Annotated in this window: 22 protein-coding genes and 1 tRNA gene; 12 read left to right on the top strand and 11 right to left on the bottom strand. The window is 66.6% G+C overall.

What is annotated here, in order from left to right:
• Window positions 1–36 precede the first annotated feature (36 nt).
• Complete coding sequence (locus A7D27_RS19055) at window positions 37–582, top strand: acireductone dioxygenase (RefSeq protein ID WP_069560485.1); 546 nt, start codon at window positions 37–39, stop codon at window positions 580–582.
• Between the two features lie 140 nt (window positions 583–722).
• Window positions 723–1406, top strand: coding sequence for an acireductone synthase (mtnC, locus tag A7D27_RS19050; RefSeq protein WP_069565756.1), 684 nt, complete (start codon window positions 723–725; stop codon window positions 1404–1406).
• Window positions 1407–1419: 13 nt separating this feature from the next.
• Here mtnC and A7D27_RS19045 read toward each other — a convergent pair whose 3' ends face one another.
• On the bottom strand, window positions 1420–2301 hold the full coding sequence (locus tag A7D27_RS19045) for an endonuclease/exonuclease/phosphatase family protein (RefSeq protein WP_069565755.1): 882 nt from the start codon (window positions 2299–2301) through the stop codon (window positions 1420–1422).
• Window positions 2302–2596: 295 nt separating this feature from the next.
• Between A7D27_RS19045 and A7D27_RS19040 the strand changes: the two genes are divergently transcribed.
• Window positions 2597–2788: a PLDc N-terminal domain-containing protein gene (locus A7D27_RS19040; RefSeq protein WP_069560482.1), complete on the top strand. Its 192-nt coding sequence runs from the start codon at window positions 2597–2599 to the stop codon at window positions 2786–2788.
• Window positions 2785–3345, top strand: a complete 561-nt coding sequence (locus A7D27_RS19035; RefSeq protein WP_240920415.1) for a histidine phosphatase family protein — start codon at window positions 2785–2787, stop codon at window positions 3343–3345. Before A7D27_RS19040 ends, A7D27_RS19035 begins: the two co-directional genes overlap by 4 nt.
• A 1-nt stretch (window position 3346) precedes the next feature.
• Here the strand turns inward: A7D27_RS19035 and A7D27_RS19030 are convergent, their stop codons facing one another.
• Window positions 3347–3847, bottom strand: coding sequence for a methylated-DNA--[protein]-cysteine S-methyltransferase (locus A7D27_RS19030; RefSeq protein ID WP_069560481.1), 501 nt, complete (start codon window positions 3845–3847; stop codon window positions 3347–3349).
• A gap of 1 nt (window position 3848) precedes the next feature.
• On the bottom strand, window positions 3849–4730 hold the full coding sequence (locus A7D27_RS19025; protein WP_069565754.1) for a DNA-3-methyladenine glycosylase: 882 nt from the start codon (window positions 4728–4730) through the stop codon (window positions 3849–3851).
• A gap of 151 nt (window positions 4731–4881) precedes the next feature.
• Here A7D27_RS19025 and speE point away from each other — a divergent pair, with 151 nt between their 5' ends.
• Window positions 4882–5742, top strand: a complete 861-nt coding sequence (speE, locus tag A7D27_RS19020; RefSeq protein ID WP_069560479.1) for a polyamine aminopropyltransferase — start codon at window positions 4882–4884, stop codon at window positions 5740–5742.
• A gap of 87 nt (window positions 5743–5829) precedes the next feature.
• On the opposite strand, the gene A7D27_RS19015 is transcribed toward speE, so the two are convergent.
• The gene (locus A7D27_RS19015) at window positions 5830–6597 is read right to left on the bottom strand and encodes a class III extradiol ring-cleavage dioxygenase (protein ID WP_069565753.1); all 768 of its coding nucleotides are present in this window, start codon (window positions 6595–6597) and stop codon (window positions 5830–5832) included.
• Between the two features lie 102 nt (window positions 6598–6699).
• On the opposite strand from A7D27_RS19015, the gene A7D27_RS19010 reads away from it, so the two are divergent.
• Window positions 6700–7359 carry a thiopurine S-methyltransferase gene (locus A7D27_RS19010; RefSeq protein ID WP_069560477.1) on the top strand — a complete coding sequence of 220 codons (660 nt, stop codon included), beginning with the start codon at window positions 6700–6702 and terminating at the stop codon, window positions 7357–7359.
• 66 nt (window positions 7360–7425) lie between these two features.
• Here A7D27_RS19010 and htpX read toward each other — a convergent pair whose 3' ends face one another.
• From htpX to A7D27_RS18990, 4 genes are all read right to left on the bottom strand, one after another.
• Window positions 7426–8298, bottom strand: coding sequence for a protease HtpX (htpX, locus tag A7D27_RS19005; RefSeq protein WP_069560476.1), 873 nt, complete (start codon window positions 8296–8298; stop codon window positions 7426–7428).
• An 89-nt stretch (window positions 8299–8387) separates the two neighbouring features.
• Entirely contained in the window at window positions 8388–8840 is a 453-nt protein-coding gene (locus A7D27_RS19000) for a hypothetical protein (protein WP_069560475.1), read from the bottom strand.
• 2 nt (window positions 8841–8842) lie between these two features.
• On the bottom strand, window positions 8843–9589 hold the full coding sequence (locus A7D27_RS18995) for an SDR family NAD(P)-dependent oxidoreductase (RefSeq protein ID WP_069565752.1): 747 nt from the start codon (window positions 9587–9589) through the stop codon (window positions 8843–8845).
• Between the two features lie 13 nt (window positions 9590–9602).
• A complete protein-coding gene (locus A7D27_RS18990) occupies window positions 9603–10814 on the bottom strand; it encodes a pyridoxal phosphate-dependent aminotransferase (RefSeq protein ID WP_069565751.1) in 1212 nt (403 codons plus the stop codon).
• Window positions 10815–10998: 184 nt separating this feature from the next.
• Between A7D27_RS18990 and msrB the strand changes: the two genes are divergently transcribed.
• From msrB to A7D27_RS18975, 3 genes are all read left to right on the top strand, one after another.
• Entirely contained in the window at window positions 10999–11394 is a 396-nt protein-coding gene (msrB, locus tag A7D27_RS18985) for a peptide-methionine (R)-S-oxide reductase MsrB (protein ID WP_069565750.1), read from the top strand.
• 118 nt (window positions 11395–11512) lie between these two features.
• The gene (locus A7D27_RS18980) at window positions 11513–11998 is read left to right on the top strand and encodes a glutathione peroxidase (RefSeq protein WP_069560471.1); all 486 of its coding nucleotides are present in this window, start codon (window positions 11513–11515) and stop codon (window positions 11996–11998) included.
• Window positions 11995–12468, top strand: coding sequence for a MarR family winged helix-turn-helix transcriptional regulator (locus tag A7D27_RS18975; RefSeq protein WP_069560470.1), 474 nt, complete (start codon window positions 11995–11997; stop codon window positions 12466–12468). The genes A7D27_RS18980 and A7D27_RS18975 overlap by 4 nt, the downstream gene beginning before the upstream one ends.
• On the opposite strand, the gene A7D27_RS18970 is transcribed toward A7D27_RS18975, so the two are convergent.
• Window positions 12449–14776, bottom strand: a complete 2328-nt coding sequence (locus A7D27_RS18970; RefSeq protein WP_069565749.1) for an ATP-binding protein — start codon at window positions 14774–14776, stop codon at window positions 12449–12451. The genes A7D27_RS18975 and A7D27_RS18970 overlap by 20 nt on opposite strands.
• Before the next feature lie 94 nt (window positions 14777–14870).
• Between A7D27_RS18970 and A7D27_RS18965 the strand changes: the two genes are divergently transcribed.
• Window positions 14871–15758, top strand: a complete 888-nt coding sequence (locus A7D27_RS18965) for an ATP-binding protein (protein ID WP_069565748.1) — start codon at window positions 14871–14873, stop codon at window positions 15756–15758.
• Window positions 15758–16240 (top strand): GAF domain-containing protein, encoded by a 483-nt coding sequence (locus A7D27_RS18960; protein ID WP_069560467.1) that lies wholly within the window; start codon window positions 15758–15760, stop codon window positions 16238–16240. The genes A7D27_RS18965 and A7D27_RS18960 overlap by 1 nt, the downstream gene beginning before the upstream one ends.
• Window positions 16241–16288: 48 nt before the next feature.
• Here the strand turns inward: A7D27_RS18960 and A7D27_RS18955 are convergent, their stop codons facing one another.
• Window positions 16289–16951, bottom strand: a complete 663-nt coding sequence (locus A7D27_RS18955; RefSeq protein WP_069560466.1) for a glutathione S-transferase family protein — start codon at window positions 16949–16951, stop codon at window positions 16289–16291.
• A 36-nt stretch (window positions 16952–16987) separates the two neighbouring features.
• Window positions 16988–17755, bottom strand: a complete 768-nt coding sequence (locus A7D27_RS18950) for a hypothetical protein (RefSeq protein WP_069560465.1) — start codon at window positions 17753–17755, stop codon at window positions 16988–16990.
• 235 nt (window positions 17756–17990) lie between these two features.
• On the opposite strand from A7D27_RS18950, the gene A7D27_RS18945 reads away from it, so the two are divergent.
• Window positions 17991–18063 (top strand) — tRNA-Glu (locus A7D27_RS18945).
• Window positions 18064–18065: the final 2 nt, after the last annotated feature.

Genomic DNA, 18065 nt, shown 5'->3' with positions numbered 1-18065 from the left:
CCAGCAGAGCCGGAGCCGGCGACCAGGAGTACACCGATGAGCAGCCTTTCCGTTTACCACGAGTCCAGCCCCGACCTGCCGAACAAGGTGCTGACCCATGTCGACGACATCGCCTCCACCCTTGCGGCCGTGGGCGTGCGCTTCGAGCGCTGGCAGGCCAGCGCGCCGCTGGCCCCGGGGGCGAGCCAGGACGAGGTGATCGCCGCCTACCGCCCACAGATCGACGCGCTGATGAAGGAGCGCGGCTACGTGACGGTGGACGTGGTCAGCCTCGACCGCAGCCACCCGCAGAAGGCCGAGCTGCGTGCCAAGTTCCTCGACGAGCACCGTCACGCCGAGGACGAGGTGCGCTTCTTCGTCGCCGGGCGCGGCCTGTTCACCCTGCACATCGACGACTACGTCTACGCCGTGCGGTGCGAGAAGAACGACCTGATCTCGGTGCCGGCCGGCACCCGCCACTGGTTCGACATGGGCGAAGAGCCGCACTTCGTCGCCATCCGCCTGTTCAATAATCCCGAGGGCTGGGTTGCCCAGTTCACCGGGGACGACATCGCCAGGCGCTTTCCTCAGTTGGAGGATTGAGGTCGTAGGCGGTGCAGGGAACGTGGTGGGCTGAAGCCCACCCTACGCCCACCCGACACACCCGCCCGGTACGCCTGTCTGAGTCCATCCATCCCTGCGATTGCGCCGGGTCCAGTGAATATCGAAATACCGGAGTCCGCATGCCCATCAAGGCCATCCTCACTGACATCGAAGGCACCACCAGTGCCGTGAGCTTCGTCTTCGACGTGCTGTTCCCCTATGCCGCCCGGCACCTGCCGGGCTTCGTCAGCGAGCACGCCGCCGAGCCGGCCGTGGCGGAGCAGTTGGAAGCGGTGCGTCGCGAGAGTGGCGAGCCCGAGGCCAGCGTCGAGCGCGTGGTGGCGATCCTGCTGGAATGGATTGCCGAGGACCGCAAGGCCACCCCGCTCAAGGCGCTGCAAGGCATGGTCTGGGAGCAGGGCTACCGGGCCGGGCAGCTCAAGGGTCATGTCTACCCGGATGCAGTCGAGGCGCTGCGCCGCTGGCACGCCGAGGGCTATCGGCTGTACGTCTACTCCTCGGGCTCGATCCAGGCGCAGAAGCTGATCTTCGGCTGTTCCGAGGCGGGTGACCTGAGCCTGCTGTTCTCCGGCTACTTCGACACCACCAGCGGCCCCAAGCGGGAGACTGGGTCCTACCGCCGTATCGTCGAGGCCATCGGGCTGTCGGCAGAGGAGGTGCTGTTTCTCTCCGACGTGGTGCAGGAGCTGGACGCGGCGCGCGAAGCCGGCCTCCCCACCATCGGCCTGGCCCGCGAGGGCGGCGAGCTGGCCGGGCATCCGACCGTGGCCAGCTTTGCGGTGATCGACCCGGCACACACCTGAGTCGACCCTCTCGTCAGTAGTCCAGCCACACCGCGCGGTGGTCGGAGCCTTGCCAGGGCAGGGCGCCCACCGCCTTCACCGTGCGGTCGCTGCGCAGCAGGATCAGGTCCACGCCCAGCAGCCCCGGCCACCAGGTGGGGCGCACGCGCTGGGCGGTGAGGCGCAGGCCGGCATCGGCCAGAAAGTCCTGCAGGCGCGGTGAGAACGCCGTGCTGTTGAAGTCCCCCATCACCACCACTTCGCGACCTTCCAGGACGATCTGCTCGGCCAGCTGGCGCAGGCTTTCGTCCCGGGCTGCCGCCAACTCCGGCCCCAGGGGCGGCGGCGGGTGGATGCCGTAAAGCACGGTGCCGTCATCCAGCTCGGCGCGGATGTAGGGGTAGGCGGCCAGTCCGCGCGGCTCCAACACCTGGCAGCGGCGCACCGGTTGGCGGGTGAACAGCGCCAGGCCGAACGGGCCGTCCTGGTAACGGGCGCAGGCTTCCCGGGCTTTCAGCGGCGCCAGGCGTTCGCCCCAGGCGGGAGTTGCTTCGGTGAGGAACAGGGCATCGGCCGGCAGTGCGTTGAGCCAGGCGGCCTCGGCGTCGGCGCGGGGGCTGTCCAGGCGCAGGTTGTAGGCCATCACCCGGCGCTCCTGCCCGGTGCTGCCCGGCGCGTCGTGTGGCCAGGGGGTGAGGCCCCAGCCGATCACCCCGGCGCCCGCGAGGACGAACAGCAGCGACGAGGCATTGCGCGGGTTGGCAAAGGCCCCCACCAGCATCAGGCCGGCCTGCAGTGGGGCGAAATGGCTGAACAGCTCCAGCACCCAGTGGAAGCGACCGAACTGGCCGAGCACGAGGGTGACCAGGCCAAGCCAGGCAAGCTGGTTGAGGTGGAAGCGCAGGGCCTTGAGCACGGAAACATCCTGATGACGGCGGGTGGGAGATTGTAGGGCATCCGCCGATGGACGGAACCTTGCCCGTGGTCATCTGCCAAACCCGCTGTTCACCCGGACGGCAGGGGCGCGATGCCCCCGTCACAATCCTGTGCATGGGAGGACGCCATGAGCGGAGCGGCAATTGCTTTCTACGGTGGGCTGGGCGCACTTTACCTGCGTCCCCGTGCTCGAGCTGTTCAACTGGGCCTGGAGGGGCCCGCGCAGGCGATGTCCGGGTGCCGCCTGATCCGTCTTTCCCAACAGGAGCGTTGTCATGGGTTCGCTGCTAAACAGCCTGGCCGGCCTGGTCATCCTGGCCCTGGATATCTGGGCCATCCTCAATGTCATCAAGAGCAAGGCCGAGATCGGCATGAAGGTGCTGTGGGTCCTGCTGATCGTGCTGCTGCCGGTGCTTGGCCTGATCATCTGGGCCATCGCCGGCCCCCGTGGCGAAGTGCGGTTGTGAGCCGTCGGCTACGTGCCTGGGTGGGCTCCTTGCTGGCCCTGGGCTGCCTGACGGCCCTGGCCGAGCCCCAGGATGACGCCTGGGCGGCGCTGCGCAGTGGCCAGGCCGCCCTGTTGCTGCGCAATGCCAACGCGCCGGGAGCGGGTGATCCGGCGGGCTTCCGGTTGCAGGACTGTCGGACCCAGCGCAACCTCGACGCCCAGGGCCGGCGGGAGGCCCAGCAATGGGGCCAGTTGCTGCGCCGCCACTGGATCGAGGGGCCGCGCATCTATGCCGGGCGCTGGTGCCGCACCCAGGAAACGGCTCTGGAACTGGGGCTCGGCGCGGTGGAGACTCTGGATGCGCTGGATTACTTCGATGGTGACCTGACCGCTGCGAAGCGCCTGCGTCAGCGCGTCAGCCAGCTGCCGCGTGGCATGCCGCTGGTGCTGGTGACCCACGCGGTGAACATCGGGGCGCTGGCCGGCATCACGCCGGTTCCAGGCGAGGCGGTGATCGTGGCGATGCCGATCAGCGAGCCGCCTCGGGTGCTGGCGCGGGTGCCCGCGCCGCATTGAGTCAGATGAGTTGCAACTGGTCCTGGGCCGGCTGCAACTGGGCGCCTTCAAGACGCAGCAGGATGGCCTTGCGCTCCAGCCCGCCGGCAAAGCCGGTGAGGCTGCCGTCGCGGCCGATCACCCGGTGGCAGGGAATGATGATGGCGATGGGGTTGGCGCCATTGGCGGCGCCCACGGCGCGCACGGCCCGGGGACGGCCGATTTCCTGGGCGAGGGCGGCGTAGTGGGTAGTCTGGCCGTGGGGAATCGCCTGCAGGGCCCGCCAAACGTCCTGCTGGAAGGGCGTGCCGCGTGGCGCCAGCTTCAGTTCGAAGCGTTTGCGCTTGCCGGCGAAGTAGGCGTCCAACTGCCGGCAGGCATCGTCCAGCTCGCGTGTGGCGGGCTGCCAGGTCGGGTCCAGTTTCCAGGGCGTGGCGCTGTCCATGTGCAACATGCGCAGCCCTTCCTCGTCGCCGGCCAGCAACAGGGTTCCGATGGGGCTGGGGTGGTGGCGGAAGTACACGTCAGTTCTCCGTTGCGTAGCTGTGCCAGAGGTACACGGCGGCGTAGGCGCGCCACGGCCGCCAGCGCTCGGCGCGTTCGGCGAGCTGGCGTGGGCTGATGCCGCCGGCCCCCCAGAGGGGGGATTTGAGCAGGCCCAGGTCGGCCGTGGGGAAGGCATCCGCGTCGCCGAAGGCCCGCAGGGCAATGTACTGGGCCGTCCAGGGGCCGATGCCGGGCAGGGCGCAGAGCCGCGCCTGGAAGGCTTCGACGCCGTCCGCCAGGCTCAGTTCCAGCTCGCCCGATGCCACGGCGGCGGCCAGTCGGCGCAGGGTCTCGACCCGCTTGCCAGGCATGCCGATGCCGGGGAGGGCGTCCTCGGCGATGGCCGTCGGGGTGGGGAACAGGCGCAGGCCGTCGGGGCTTCCGGGCAGGGGCGTGCCCAGGCGTTCCACCAGGCGGCCGGCGATGGTCACGGCGGCCTTTACTGTTACCTGCTGGCCGATGATGGTGCGCACCGCCTGTTCGAACGGGTCGAAGGCGACCGGCAGGCGCAGCCCGGTGTGCCGCTCCAGGAGCGGCTTCAGCACCTCGTCCCGAGCCAGGGTGGCGGCGACGGCGAGGGGGTCGCAGTCCAGGTCGAACATGCGCCGCACCCGCTGGGCGATATCCGCCTGGGCCGCTGCGGCCTCGGGCGGCAGTTCCAGCAGCAGGGCGTCGGGCGTGGGCATGACGCGGAACCAGCTGTGCAGGCCGCCCAGGCGGATGCTGCGGGTGTAGCCGTGCTCTTCCACCCGTTCGACGCCGGGCAGGCGACGCAGGCTGAAGTGGGCGTGGAACTGGTGCCAGTGCCAGGGCGGCTGGAAGGGCAGAGCCTGGCGCAGGAGAGGGGCGGGTGTCTGCATGGCGCGACGATACCCGCTGAGGGCGTGGCCTGTCGCGGGAAAATCGGCCGTCGCTACGGTTCGACCTGAAACGGTGAGCGTCGTAGAATGCGCGCCTTTCTCCGGGCGGGCCGCTGTTCCGTCCTTCTGCAGCCACTACGGGAGACCGCTCATGAGCGATTACCAGGAAACTCTCTATGACGGCTACGGCCAGCGTTTTCGCATGGACAAGCTGCTTCATGAGGTCCGCACCGAGCACCAGCATCTGGTGATCTTCGAGAACGCGCGCATGGGTCGCGTGATGGCGCTGGACGGTGTGATCCAGACCACCGAGGCGGACGAGTTCATCTACCACGAGATGCTCACCCATGTGCCGATCCTGGCCCATGGCGCTGCCCGCCGCGTGCTGATCATCGGTGGTGGCGACGGCGGCATGCTGCGCGAGGTGCGCAAGCACAAGGCGGTCGAGAGCATCACCATGGTGGAGATCGACGGCACCGTGGTGGACATGTGCAAGGAGTTCCTGCCGAACCACTCCAAGGGCGCCTATGACGACCCGCGCCTGAACCTGGTGATCGACGACGGCATGCGCTTCGTCGCCAGCACCGAGGAGAAGTTCGACGTGATCATCTCCGACTCCACCGACCCCATCGGGCCGGGCGAGGTGCTGTTCTCCGAGAACTTCTACCAGGCCTGCCGCCGCTGCCTGAACGATGGCGGCATCCTGGTGACCCAGAACGGCACGCCCTTCATGCAACTGGCCGAAGTGCAGACCACCGCGTCGCGCATGAACGGCCTGTTCGCCGACTGGCACTTCTACCAGGCGGCGGTGCCCACCTACATCGGCGGGGCCATGACCTTCGCCTGGGGCGCGACCCAGGGCGATACCCGCAAGGTCTCCCTGGAAGTGCTGCGCCAGCGCTTCGCCGGCAGCGGCATCGTGACCCGCTACTACAACCCCGAGGTTCACCTGGGCGCCTTCGCGCTGCCGCAGTACGTGCTGCAGGCCGTGGGCAAGCCCAGCAACGACTGAGGTGCCCTGCCTCCTTTCCGGGGGCTGGCTGGATGAAAAAACCGCTGCCGGATCGCTCCGGCAGCGGTTTTTTCATGGCGGTTTGCTTCAGCCGAAGCGGTAGATGTCCATGCCCAGTGCACCGAGGGTGAAGCCGCTGTGGGCCAGGCGGAATGCGCCGCCGGCTCCGCGTGCGAAGTACAGCGGCAGCAGGTGCTCGTCGCTGGGGTGGCTGCGCACTGCATTGGGCGCCTGGGTGCGGTAGTGGTGCAGGGCGTCTTCGTCATCGCGGGCCAGGTGCTCGACCATCCAGTCGCGGAAGGCCTGGGCCCAGTCGGAGCCGTGGTCGTCCTGCGCGTGCCAGTCCAGCTCCCGCAGGTTGTGGGTGATGCTGCCGGAGCCGATCAGCAGCACGCCTTGGTCGCGCAGGGCGGCCAGGGCACGGCCGACCCGGGTCTGGAAGGCCGGACCAAGGCGACTGGGCAGGGACAGTTGCAGCACCGGGATGTCCGCTTCCGGGTACATCAGCGACAGCGGCACCCAGGCGCCATGGTCGAGGGGGCGCTGGTCATCGATGGCAGCGTCCAGGCCGGCGGCCTTCAGCAGCCCCTGGACTTCGCGCGACAGTTCGGGTGCGCCGGGGGCGGGGTACTGGACGGCGTAGAGCGCCGGCGGGAAGCCGTAGAAGTCGTGCCAGGTCTCGGGGTGGGCGCCGCCGGTCAGGCTCAGGCCCTGGCTCTCCCAGTGCGCGGACACCACCAGGATGGCGCGCGGGCGCGGCAGCTCGGCTGCCAGGCGGGCGAGGGCGGGGCCGCTGGCGCCGGGTTCCAGTGCGAGCATCGGGGAACCGTGGGAGATGAACAGGGTGGGTAGCATCCGTGGCGTCCTCCGTTAGGATGGGCGCCATGTTCTGCGCTGGACGTATCGACTTCCAGCATAAAATTCTGCGCGTATCTATCGAATCATCAGGAGGATCAGGTGGAAGAGTCATTCTGGCAGGCACGTTGGCACAGCAATCAGATCGGGTTCCATCAGGACGAGGCGAACCCCTGGCTGCTGCGGCATTGGCACGCCCTGGCACTCCCGGCCGATGCGCAGGTGCTGGTGCCACTCTGCGGCAAGAGCCTGGACCTGCTGTGGCTCGCTGAGCAGGGCCATCGGGTGCTGGGCGTGGAGCTGGCGGAGAAGGCGGTGCTGGACTTCTTCGCTGAATGGGGCGTGGAACCGGGTGTGAGCGAGGTTGGGGCGCTGCGCCGCTTCAGTGCCGGGCGGGTGGAGATCCTTCAGGGGGACTTCTTCGCCCTGACGCCCGAGGACACCCAGGACTGTGTTGCGCTGTATGACCGCGCGGCGATCATCGCCTTGCCGCCGGCCATGCGCGAGGCTTATGTCGAACACCTCACTCGCCTGCTGGCGCCGGGCTGCCGGGGGCTGTTGGTGACCCTGGAGTACGAGCAGTCGCGGCTCGAAGGCCCACCGTTCTCGGTGCCGGAAGAGGAAGTCCGCACGCGCCTGGAAGCGGATTGGAACGTGGAGCTGCTGGAGCGGGAGAATGTGCTGGAAAACAACTGGAAGTTCGCCTCACGTGGCCTGGACGCCTTGCACGAGCCAGTATTCCGCCTGCAGCGCAGGGGTTGAGGCTCGGCGGCACACAATGAAAAAGGGCAGCCTCAGTGGCTGCCCTTTTGGTTGGCTTCGGTCGGATCAACCGCGGCGGCGCAGGGCCTCGATGCGGTCTTCCAGGGGCGGGTGGCTCATCAGTAGGCCGGCCAGGCCGTTCTTCAGGCCACCGTTGATGCCGAAAGCGGTCAGGCTGTCAGGCATCTGCACCGGCACGCCCTGTTCGGCGCGCAGGCGCTGCAGGGCACCGATCATGGCGTTGGTGCCGGCCAGTTGGGCGCCGGCTTCGTCGGCGCGGTACTCACGTTTGCGCGAGAACCACATGACGATGATGCTGGCGAGGATGCCCAGGACCAACTCGGCGAAGATGGTGGCGATGAAGTAGCCAATGCCGTGGCCTTCTTCGTTCTTCAGGATCACCTTGTCGACGAAGTTGCCGAAGATGCGCGCGAAGAACATCACGAAGGTGTTCACCACACCCTGGACCAGCGCCAGTGTGACCATGTCGCCGTTGGCCACGTGGCCGATCTCGTGGGCCAGCACCGCTTTCACCTCATCGGGCGAGAAGCGCTCCAGCAGGCCCTGGCTGACGGCGACGAGGGCGTCGTTGCGGTTCCAGCCGGTGGCGAAGGCGTTGGCTTCGTAGGCAGGGAAGATGCCCACCTCGGGCATCTTGATGCCGGCCTCGCGGGACAGCTCCTCGACGGTCTGCAGCAGCCACTGCTCATGGCGGGTACGGGGCTGGGTGATGATCTCGGTGCCGGTGCTCATCTTCGCCATCCACTTGGAGATGAACAGCGAGACCAGGGAGCCGGCGAAGCCGAACACGGCACAGAACACCAGCAGACTGCCGTAGTTCTGCCCGGTGAAGCGATCTACTCCCAGCAGCTTCAGCGTAATGCTGGCAATCACGAGGACTGCAAGGTTGGTGGCCAGGAACAACAGAATTCGCATCATGATTGGGACGGTCTCCTCACGGCGGGAAGCGGTTTGATATGCGGGGGTATATAAGGTTCGGGCGAGGGCGATTCAACCGAACCCTTATTTCAAACTGTGTCGCCTGCCGCGCCATCGGGGCCGCTGAACAGCAGGCGTGACAGCCGCGCAATGCGTTCGCTGCTGCGGCTGGCCAGTGCTTCGCGCAGTTGGTGGGCGAGGGTGCCGTGGACCCTCCGCACACTTGGCGGCAGCGCCCCTTCGTCGCCGACCGCGTGGGGAATGCTGCGGGACAGGCGCAGGAAGCCCTTCTCCGTGAGCACGGCCTGGTCCAGCGCTTCGTAGCGGATGGTGCTCTCGTAGCGGATGTAGCCTTCTTCGGCCAGCCAGATCAGGGCGCCCAGGCAGCTCTGGTGGCGTTTGCTGGGCAGGCCGAACTCGTCCGGCTCCTCGTGGCCGATCAGGTCCTCCACGTACAGTGCGGATTTGCGCGGGAAGGCGAGGTAGAGCGTCAGCAAGCCGGCTGCGCAATCCTTGTAGAAGTCGTCGATCTGCAGGTCCATGTTCAGAGTGCTCGCGCCAGCAGCGCGTTGGGGAGCAGCGGCAGCAGGCGGCCGATCAGCGCCCAGGGCCAGCCGGGCACGTAGGCGCGGCGGGTCTGGCGCTCGATGTGCTGGGCGATCAGCCGGGCGCCGCGCTCCACGTCGATGAGGAAGGGCCGTGGCCCTGCTCCCTGGTTGATGGGGGTGTCGATGTAGCCGGGCAACAGCAGGGTGGTACGCAGGGGGCTGCGGTACAGTTCCAGTTCGAGGGCTTCCATGTAGCTGATCAGCCCGGCCTTGCTCGCCGAATAGCCGGCGGTGGCAGGCAGGCCGCGCTTGCCAGCGACCGAGGCTACGGCCACCAGGTGACCATGGCCCTGCTCGCGGAACAGTTGGGCGGCGGCGTCGAGGCAGGCGATGGTGCCGATCAGGTTGGTCTCCAGGGTCTGCTGGTAGCGCTCGAAACGGCCCGTGCCCACCTTGCCCGCCAGCCCGATGCCGGCGTTGGCGATGAGCCCGTCGAGCCCGCCCAGGGCGTTCTTCGCCAGGCCCACGGCGTCCTGGCAGGCGGCGTAGTCGGTGACGTCGAGGGGCAGCACGGCGATGTTCCGACCGTGGCGCGCGCGCAGCTCTTCGGCGAGTTGCTGGAGGGGTTCCTCCCGGCGTGCCGCCAGGGCCAGGTCATGTCCCCGGGCAGCCAGCTCGCGGGCCAGGGCCATGCCGATGCCGGAACTGGCGCCGGTGAGCAGGTAGCGGCGGGGCTGGCCCATGGCGGTACTCCTTTTACTGGCGGTAGGTCTTGAGGAAGTTGCCGATGCGGCCGATGGCCTGCTCCAGGTCGTCGACGCGGGGCAGGGTGACCACGCGGAAGTGGTCCGGCCACGGCCAGTTGAAGGCAGTGCCCTGGACGATCAGCAGCTTCTCGGAGAGCAGCAGGTCGAGCACGAATTTCTCGTCGTTGTGGATCGGGCAGACCTTCGGATCGATGCGCGGGAAGGCATAGAGCGCGCCCATGGGCTTGACGCAGCTGACGCCGGGGATGTCGTTGAGCAGTTCCCAGGTGCGGTTGCGCTGCTCCAGCAGGCGACCGCCGGGCAGGACCAGGTCGTTGATGCTCTGGTAGCCGCCGAGTGCGGTCTGGATGGCGTGCTGGCTCGGCACGTTGGCGCACAGGCGCATGTTGGCCAGGATGTCGAGGCCTTCGATGTAACTCTGGGCGCGGTGCTTGGGCCCGGAGATGGCGATCCAGCCGGAGCGGAAGCCAGCCACGCGATAGGACTTGGACAGCCCGTTGAAGGTCAGACAGAGCACGTCCGGCGCCAGGGAGGCGGTGGAGATGTGCTGGGCCTCGTCGTAGAGGATCTTGTCGTAGATCTCGTCGGAGAAGATCACCAAGTTGTGCTGGCGGGCCAGCTCGACGATTTCCAGCAGCAGTTCGCGAGAGTACACGGCACCGGTGGGGTTGTTGGGGTTGATCAGCACCAGGGCCTTGGTGTTGGGGGTGATCTTCGCCTTCATGTCGGCGATGTCCGGGAACCAGCCGGCCTGCTCGTCGCACAGGTAGTGCACCGGCTTGCCGCCACCCAGGGCTACGGAGGCGGTCCAGAGCGGGTAGTCGGGGGCGGGGATCAGCACCTCGTCGCCGTTGTTCAGCAGGGCCTGCAGGGCCATCACGATCAGCTCGGAGACGCCGTTGCCCAGGTAGATGTCCTCGATGCCGACGCCTTCCACCTGCTTCTGCTGGTAGTACTGCATGACGGCCTTGCGGGCGCTGAACAGGCCCTTGGAGTCGCTGTAGCCCTGGGCAGTGGGCAGGTTGCGGATGACGTCCTGAAGGATTTCCTCCGGGGCTTCGAAGCCGAAGGGGGCCGGGTTGCCGATGTTCAGCTTGAGGATGCGGTGGCCTTCCTCTTCCAGACGTTTGGCGTGCTTGAGCACCGGCCCGCGAATGTCGTAGCAGACGTTGGCGAGCTTGTTGGATTTGCTGAACTGCATGGTTCTGAGGGTCCCGAATGTGTTGATGTGCCGGGGGGGCGGCCGCTGGGGCAATGGAAGGGGCGGATACCTTGGCAGCCGGCAGCGCCGCTGCCAGACTGGCGCCCGAAGGCACGCATGATACGTGCGGCCCGATGGCCGGAAAAGGTACGGGTCGGGCTTTTTTCCGCAACGAGGTGACCCTATGGAAAAGCTGGACAAACCCCTTGAAGCCTGGCGCGAAGAGCTGACCGACGCGCAGTTCCACGTCTGCCGCCTGGGGGGCACCGAACGGCCCTTCACCGGCGAATACAACGGCACCAAGACGCCCGGCATCTACCACTGCGCCTGCTGCGGTGCGGCGCTCTTCGATTCCGATGCCAAGTACGACTCCGGCAGCGGCTGGCCCAGCTACTTTCAGCCGGTGGACGACCGGGCCATCGCCGAGCTGGAGGACTTCAGCCACGGCATGCACCGCGTCGAGGTGCGCTGTGCCCGTTGCGAGGCCCACCTGGGGCATGTCTTCCCCGATGGACCCAGGCCGACCGGGCTGCGCTACTGCATCAATTCGGTGGCGCTGAAGCTCGTGCCTCGGGACTGAGTGCCAAGGCCCGCCGCTGGCGGGCTTTGTTTTTTTAGGTTAGTTGTGTGCAATTCAATTGAGCGCTATTTTTATCGCGGCTTTCCCTTCCTGACCTTCATCGTTTGAGGCGCGCACCATGAGCGATCGGCTTCTCGACATTTCCGTCACCACCATCAAGGGCGAACAGAAAACCCTGGCGGACTTCGGCGGCAAGGCGCTGCTGGTGGTCAACACCGCCAGCAAGTGCGGCTTCACCCCTCAATACAAGGGGTTGGAGGCGATCTGGCAGCAGTACCGCGACAAGGGCCTGGTGGTGCTGGGCTTCCCCTGCAACCAGTTCGGCAAGCAGGAGCCGGGTGACGAGGGGGCGATCTCGGAGTTCTGTGAACTGAACTTCGGCGTGACCTTCCCACTGTTCCGCAAGATCGAGGTGAACGGCGCGGGAGCCCACCCACTCTACGTGGCGCTGAAGAAGCGGGCGCCGGGCCTGCTGGGCAGCCAGGGCATCAAGTGGAACTTCACCAAGTTCCTGATCGACGGCGAGGGCCGCGAGGTCAAGCGCTTTGCGCCCACCACCAAGCCCGAGGAACTCACTGCCGAGATCGAAGCACTGTTGAAATGAAGCCGTTTTCGTCGCCATCCGAGGCAGACCTGCTGCTGGAGAACCAGCTCTGCTTCAAGCTCTACGCCGCCTCCCGCCTGGTGATCCGGGGCTATCGGCCGTTGCTGGAGCGCCTGGGGCTGACCTACCCGCAGTACCTGGCGATGCTGGTGCTCTGGGAGTGGCAGGTGCGACCGCCCGAGCAGCCGACGGTGAAGGCCCTCGGAGAACGTCTGATGCTGGATTCCGGCACCCTGACCCCCTTGCTCAAGCGCCTGGAACAGCTGGGTCATGTGCAGCGGCGCCGGGCGGCCCAGGACGAGCGCGAGGTACACCTGGCGCTTACCCCCTCGGGGCTGGCCCTGCGTGACGAGACGGCGGCGCTGCGTGCCCACCTGATCTGCGACAGCGGGCTGGATCTGGACGAGATGGTCGCGCTGCGCGCGCGACTCTCCGAATTGCTGGAACGCTTCAGCGGGTTGGCTGGGTAGCTGGCAGCCAGTTGTCCAGCAGGGTCACCAGGTCTTCCCGGCGGAACGGCTTGGCCAGGTAGTCGTCCATGCCGGCAGCGCGGCAGCGCTCGCGTTCGTCCGGCAGGGCGTTGGCCGTCAGTGCGACGATGGGCAGATCGGGCCATTGGCCGCTCTGGCGGATGCGCCGAGTGGCTTCGTAGCCGTCCATGATCGGCATGTTGCAGTCCATCAGCACCAGCTCCACCGGCTCCCTCGCCAGCACTTCCAGCGCTTCGCCGCCGTGGCTGGCCACCAGCACCTCGCAGCCGAGCTTGCTGAGCATGCCTTTGGCCACCAGTTGGTTCACCGCGTTGTCTTCCACCAGCAGCACGCGCGCGGAGTGGTGCGGGCGCGGCCGTTGCTCGCTGCTGGGTTGGGCGGTGTGCTCGTGAGGGTGCAGGCTGCGATGCAGGGCCTGGTACAGGGTGGAGCGCGAGATCGGACGGGCCAACTGCTGCAACGGTGCCAGCGGCGCGGCGCGTTCGGCAGGCAGGAAGCTGCCGTAACCGGTGACCAGCAGGATCGGTGTCGACCCGGCGTCACGCAGGCGGGGCAACTGCTCCGGCGCGTCGGTGATCACCTGGTCCCACGGGCCATCATCCAGGGCGGCGTCAGGGTTGCGTCGCTCGTAATGGATGCCCCAGATCGGCAGCCAGACCTTGAGCAGGTCCGACAGGCCACTGCCTGCCGGGCAGAGGGCCAGGACGCGACCCTTGAGCGGAGGTGGCAGCATGGCGGGGGTGTCCTGGAGCAGTGGCAATTCGGCGCTGAACTGACTGCCCAGGCCTTCTTCGGAATGCACCTGGAGGCGGCCTTCCATGGCTTCGCACAGGCGGCGGGTGAGTGCCAGGCCGAGGCCGGTGCCGCCGAATTGCCGTGCGATCCCCGCGCCGCCCTGCGCGAAGGGCTGGAACAGCTTCGGCAGGGCTTCGGCGGAGATGCCGATGCCGGTGTCCCGCACGCTGATCACCACGCCCTGGTCGCCGGCCGGCGTCACCCGCAGGTCCACCCGGCCGACACGGGTGAACTTGAGGGCGTTGGAGAGCAGGTTGCTGACGATCTGCCGTACCCGCGTCGGGTCGCCCATCACCAGGGAGGGCAGGCGTGGGTCCACCTGGCAGCTCAGCTCCACGCCGGGTGCGGCGTTCTGCGAGAGCAGGCTGGCGGTGTCTTCCACCAGCACGCCGAGGTCGAATGGGATGGCCTCCAGCTCCAGTTGGCCGGCTTCGAACTTGGACAGGTCGAGGATGTCGTTGAGCAACTCCACCAGCACGCTGCCGGAGTCGTGGGCGATGGTCAGTTGCTGGCGTTGCTCGGGGCTCAGGGGGCCGTCGAGGGTGAGCGAGAGCATGCCCAGCAGGCCGTTGAGCGGCGTGCGGATCTCGTGGCTCATGTTGGCGAGGAAGGCTGCGCGAGCCTGGGCGGTTTCCAGGGCGCTGGCGCGGGCCATCTCCAGCTCGGCGTTGGACTGGCTGAGACGGCGGTTGGTGGCCTTCAGCTCGGCGGTTCGGGCCGAGACGATGTTCTCCAGTTCGGCCAGGTACTGCGTAAGGCGGTCTTCCGCGTCTCGGCGCTGGCCCATCTCGGTCATCAGGCTGGCCAGTTGGCGGTTGATCACGTCCACCAGCACGCCGATCTCGTCCTGTTCATGGCCGGGCGGGTAGGGCAGGCGGTTTTCGCCGGAGGGGCGGCTGTCCCGCTCACTGAGGCCGCGGATCAGTCCCACCAAAGGTTTGGTCAGCATGCTGTAGAACAGCACCAGCAGGATCAGCGAAAGCAGCAGGCTGCGTACGAAGCCGGACACCATGGTGAGCATCGAGCGCCGCAGGAAATGGTTGCCGAAGGCGAAGGTATCCACTTCCAGGCGCAGCAGGCCCAGGGCTTCCTCGGGGGCGTGTGCGATGAACAATGGGTCCTGGAACTCGCGGCGGGCGCCGAACAGGAAGTCGCTCAATACGCGGTAGTCGCTGCGGGCTGCCGGACGGCTGACGCTGGCGAGCACGGTGCCGCTGTTATCGATTATCTCGGCGCGGATCACTGCCGGTGAGCGCAGCAGTCCGGCTACCAGTTCCTGGGCCAGTTCCGAGTCGATGTTGTAGGTAATGCGGGCGGCGGGGTTGTGGCTGATTTCCAGCAGGGCGCGGATTTCCCGGTCCAGCGAGGCGTTCTCGCTGGTGTAGTCGATGCCGACCTGGATGACGCTGAGCAGTGTTCCGAGGATGAAGGCCACCAGCACGGTGAGACTGGCCTGCTTGAACGACAGGCGTTGGGTCAGCGGGATATCCATGGGGGGTGATTCGGCCTTGTTCCGTGGGCTTGCCAAGCATAGCCTATCCCACCTTTCGGCCATCTGGCTGTGCCTCATTACAAGGAGTTGGAACGTGGATTCCCGATTGCTCGACTTCCTCGAACGCGCCGACGCGGTGCTGGCTCGTCTGGAGCCGTTGCTGCCGGTGGAGCGCCCGGTTATCGACTGGGATCGCTGCCTGGCTGCGCGTTGGCTCCGTGACGGGCGCAGCGGCTTTCTGCAGCCGCTGGAAGTCAGTCTGGACCTGGATCTGGGCGACCTGATCGGTGTGGACCTGCAGCGGGACACCCTGGCGCGCAACACCCGTCAGTTCGTCGACGGCCTGCCGGCCAACCATGCCCTGCTGTGGGGCGCACGGGGCACGGGCAAATCCTCGCTGATCCGGGCGCTGCTTGCGGCCCATGCCGGGGAAGGGCTGCGCCTGGTGGAGATCGAGCGTGACCACCTGGCGGACCTGCCCCGCGTGGTGGAGTTGCTCGCCGGGCTGCCGCAACGCTTCGTACTGTTCTGCGACGACCTTTCGTTCGAGGCGGGCGAGGGCGACTACCGGGTACTCAAGAGCGTGCTCGATGGCTCCCTGGAACGGGCACCGGACAATGTGCTGCTCTACGCCACCTCCAACCGCCGCCACCTGGTGCCGGAGAAGCAGAGCGACAACGAGAACTGGAAGATGGTGGACGGCGAGCTCCACCCCAACGAAGCGGTGGAGGACAAGATCGCCCTGTCCGACCGCTTCGGTCTCTGGCTCTCCTTCTATCCCTTTACCCAGGAACACTTTCTGGCAGTGGTGCGCCACTGGATCAGCTCCCTGGCCGCTACGGCCGGGCTGGAGTGGGCGTGGGATGAAACCCTGGAGAAGGAAGCCATCCGCTGGGCCCTCGGGCGCGGCAACCGTAACGGCCGTTGTGCCTATCAATTCGCCCGCCAGTGGGTTGGCCGGGCGCTGCTGGAGATTGCTTGATGATCGATCTGAAAACCGCCGGTGCCGGCCTCGACGGCTACGCGCTGCTGGCGGCGCAACTGGAATCCCTGCTGGCCGACGAGCGTGACTTCATCGCCAACGCCTCGCAGTTCGCAGCGTTCCTGTTCAATGAGCTGCCCGACCTGAACTGGGCCGGCTTCTACCTCAACAAGAACGAGCAACTGGTACTCGGGCCATTCCAGGGCAAGGTGGCCTGTGTACGGATTCCCTTCGACAAGGGTGTCTGCGGGGCTGCTGCCCGTACCCGGGCGACCCAGCGTGTGGAGGATGTGCATGCCTTCCCCGGGCACATCGCCTGCGACAGCGCCTCCAATAGCGAGCTGGTGGTTCCCCTGGTGAAGAGCGGCGTGCTCATCGGGGTGCTGGACCTGGACAGTCCGAGCGTCGGGCGTTTCAGTGAGGCAGACCAGGTGGGTATCGAGAACCTGGCGTCGATCTTCCTGCGGTTGACCGACTGCTGAGGGGCGTATCCCGGCACCGTGGCGGTGCCGGGATTGCTGGAGCAGGGCTCAGGCCTTGCCGGAGAGCTTGTCGATCGTGCGCAGTTCGCCAGGCAGCACAGCCTGGACCGACTCCCGGGCACGGATGCGCTGGTAGTGGGCGGCAAGCGCCGGCCAGCGGCTGGCATCGATGGTTTCGCCACCATGCTCCATGTTGATCAACTGGCAGCACAGGGCCAGGTCCGCCATGGTCGGGCCTTCGCCGACGAAGTAGTCGGCATCGCCCAGGGTCTTCTCCAGGTAGTCGAAGTGGGGCGGCAGCTTGTCCGAGAGCGCTGCCTTTATCGCCTCCTCGTCCGACGGCTTGCCCATGGTGGGCTTGAGCACCCGGTTGCGGAATACCGTGAAGGTGGTGAGCGGGGCGAGTTCGTAATCGGCGTACTTCTCCAGCCAGCGGATGCGCGCACTCTGTTGCGCATCGCTGCCGTACAGCGGCATCCGCTCGGGGTGCTGCTCTTCCAGGTACTGGCTGATCACGCTGGAGTCGGCAAGGGTAACGTCGCCGTCACGTAGTGCGGGAATGCGGCCCAGCGGGTTCAGCTCCCGGTACCAGGCCGGCTGGCCGAACGGAGTGATGATCTCCAGCTGGTAGTCCAGCGCCTTCTCCAGCAGGCACAGGCGAACCTTGCGCACGAAAGGGGACAGGGGCGCGCCGTACAGGGTGATGCTCATCGTTGTTGTCCTCGTCTGAGCAGGGCGGGGGGCGTATCAGTCGTAGATGTTCTTCTTCTTCCACATGTCCTCGTCGTCCAACTGGTCGAGACCGGCGGTGAGTTCGCTCGGTTCCTCCGGGGCGGGCTTCTTGTCGAGGGAGAGGGCATCGGCACGGGCCAACTGGGCTTGCAGGGCCTGCAACTGGGTCTTGTAGCGGGTCGGGTCGGGCTGCTTCTGCAGATACTGCACGCCGCGCTCGAAGGCCAGGCGGGCCTGGCGGGGCTGGCCGTCATGCAGCGCCTGGGTGCCTATGTTGGTGAAGAACTCGATGTGCAGCTGCACCAGCATGCCGCGGATGTCGTTGACCCAGCGTTTGGCATCGGCCACCGGCAGGTAGCCGTCCTTCGCCGAGCGGGTGAGCTGGCCATGCAGGGATTCCAACTGGAAGCGCACTTCCTTGGCCTGGGCTTCGTTGAGCACCTTGAGTGGCGCATTGCGGATCGGCATGCCTTCGCCCAGGTTCACCAGGCCGCGCAGCTCTTCTATCTGCACCTTCAGTTGTGCATTGCCTTTATCCAGAGGCAGGAGGCGCTCACAGAACAGCAGTTGCAGGCGGGTGAGGGTGAGCTTCAGTTCGGGTGTCATGAACTGGCCGGGCAGGGACTCGGACAGGTCGGCGCAGCGGCGCCAGCGGTCCTGGAGGTCGGCACGCTGGCGCGCCTTCTCCAGCTTGCTGTTTTCCACCATGTGATTGGCATAGCCGATGACCAGCAGCAGAACGATGCCGGCTATTACCATCAGGGTGATCAGGAGTGGGGACATCTTCTTACAGCTCCCGTGGATTGAGCGTTTCGCCGGAGTGTAGTGGCTTGGCTTGTCCCCTCATAGCTCTGCGTCATGTTTTGATCTGAAGTCTTTGATTTTGAAAAGTTTTTGATAGAGGGTTGACGACTGTCGAATGGCTCCCTAGAATGCGCGCCACTTCGACGCGATGCCCGAAAGGCAAAGCGAAAGAAGCCGGAAGAAAGCGTCAAAGCTGTTGTAAGTTCCGGGCTGCGTCCCCTTCGTCTAGTGGCCTAGGACACCGCCCTTTCACGGCGGTAACAGGGGTTCGAGTCCCCTAGGGGACGCC

Origin of the sequence: Pseudomonas sp. 1D4, from assembly GCF_001728925.1 — a bacterium.
In the GTDB taxonomy this organism is placed as follows: Bacteria; Pseudomonadota; Gammaproteobacteria; order Pseudomonadales; family Pseudomonadaceae; genus Metapseudomonas; species Metapseudomonas otitidis.
Note: the sequence above shows the minus strand (reverse complement) of the source record. Positions and strands in the feature narration are given on the sequence as shown.

Coding starts and splice junctions, on each gene's coding strand:
- A7D27_RS19055 (WP_069560485.1), top strand. CDS start 37: ATGAGCAGCCTTTCCGTTTACCACGAGTCCAGCCCCGACCTGCCGAAC.
- mtnC (WP_069565756.1), top strand. CDS start 723: ATGCCCATCAAGGCCATCCTCACTGACATCGAAGGCACCACCAGTGCC.
- A7D27_RS19040 (WP_069560482.1), top strand. CDS start 2,597: ATGGGTTCGCTGCTAAACAGCCTGGCCGGCCTGGTCATCCTGGCCCTG.
- A7D27_RS19025 (WP_069565754.1), bottom strand. CDS start 4,730: ATGCAGACACCCGCCCCTCTCCTGCGCCAGGCTCTGCCCTTCCAGCCG.
- speE (WP_069560479.1), top strand. CDS start 4,882: ATGAGCGATTACCAGGAAACTCTCTATGACGGCTACGGCCAGCGTTTT.
- A7D27_RS19015 (WP_069565753.1), bottom strand. CDS start 6,597: ATGCTACCCACCCTGTTCATCTCCCACGGTTCCCCGATGCTCGCACTG.
- htpX (WP_069560476.1), bottom strand. CDS start 8,298: ATGATGCGAATTCTGTTGTTCCTGGCCACCAACCTTGCAGTCCTCGTG.
- A7D27_RS19000 (WP_069560475.1), bottom strand. CDS start 8,840: ATGGACCTGCAGATCGACGACTTCTACAAGGATTGCGCAGCCGGCTTG.
- A7D27_RS18995 (WP_069565752.1), bottom strand. CDS start 9,589: ATGGGCCAGCCCCGCCGCTACCTGCTCACCGGCGCCAGTTCCGGCATC.
- A7D27_RS18990 (WP_069565751.1), bottom strand. CDS start 10,814: ATGCAGTTCAGCAAATCCAACAAGCTCGCCAACGTCTGCTACGACATT.
- msrB (WP_069565750.1), top strand. CDS start 10,999: ATGGAAAAGCTGGACAAACCCCTTGAAGCCTGGCGCGAAGAGCTGACC.
- A7D27_RS18980 (WP_069560471.1), top strand. CDS start 11,513: ATGAGCGATCGGCTTCTCGACATTTCCGTCACCACCATCAAGGGCGAA.
- A7D27_RS18975 (WP_069560470.1), top strand. CDS start 11,995: ATGAAGCCGTTTTCGTCGCCATCCGAGGCAGACCTGCTGCTGGAGAAC.
- A7D27_RS18970 (WP_069565749.1), bottom strand. CDS start 14,776: ATGGATATCCCGCTGACCCAACGCCTGTCGTTCAAGCAGGCCAGTCTC.
- A7D27_RS18960 (WP_069560467.1), top strand. CDS start 15,758: ATGATCGATCTGAAAACCGCCGGTGCCGGCCTCGACGGCTACGCGCTG.
- A7D27_RS18955 (WP_069560466.1), bottom strand. CDS start 16,951: ATGAGCATCACCCTGTACGGCGCGCCCCTGTCCCCTTTCGTGCGCAAG.
- A7D27_RS18950 (WP_069560465.1), bottom strand. CDS start 17,755: ATGTCCCCACTCCTGATCACCCTGATGGTAATAGCCGGCATCGTTCTG.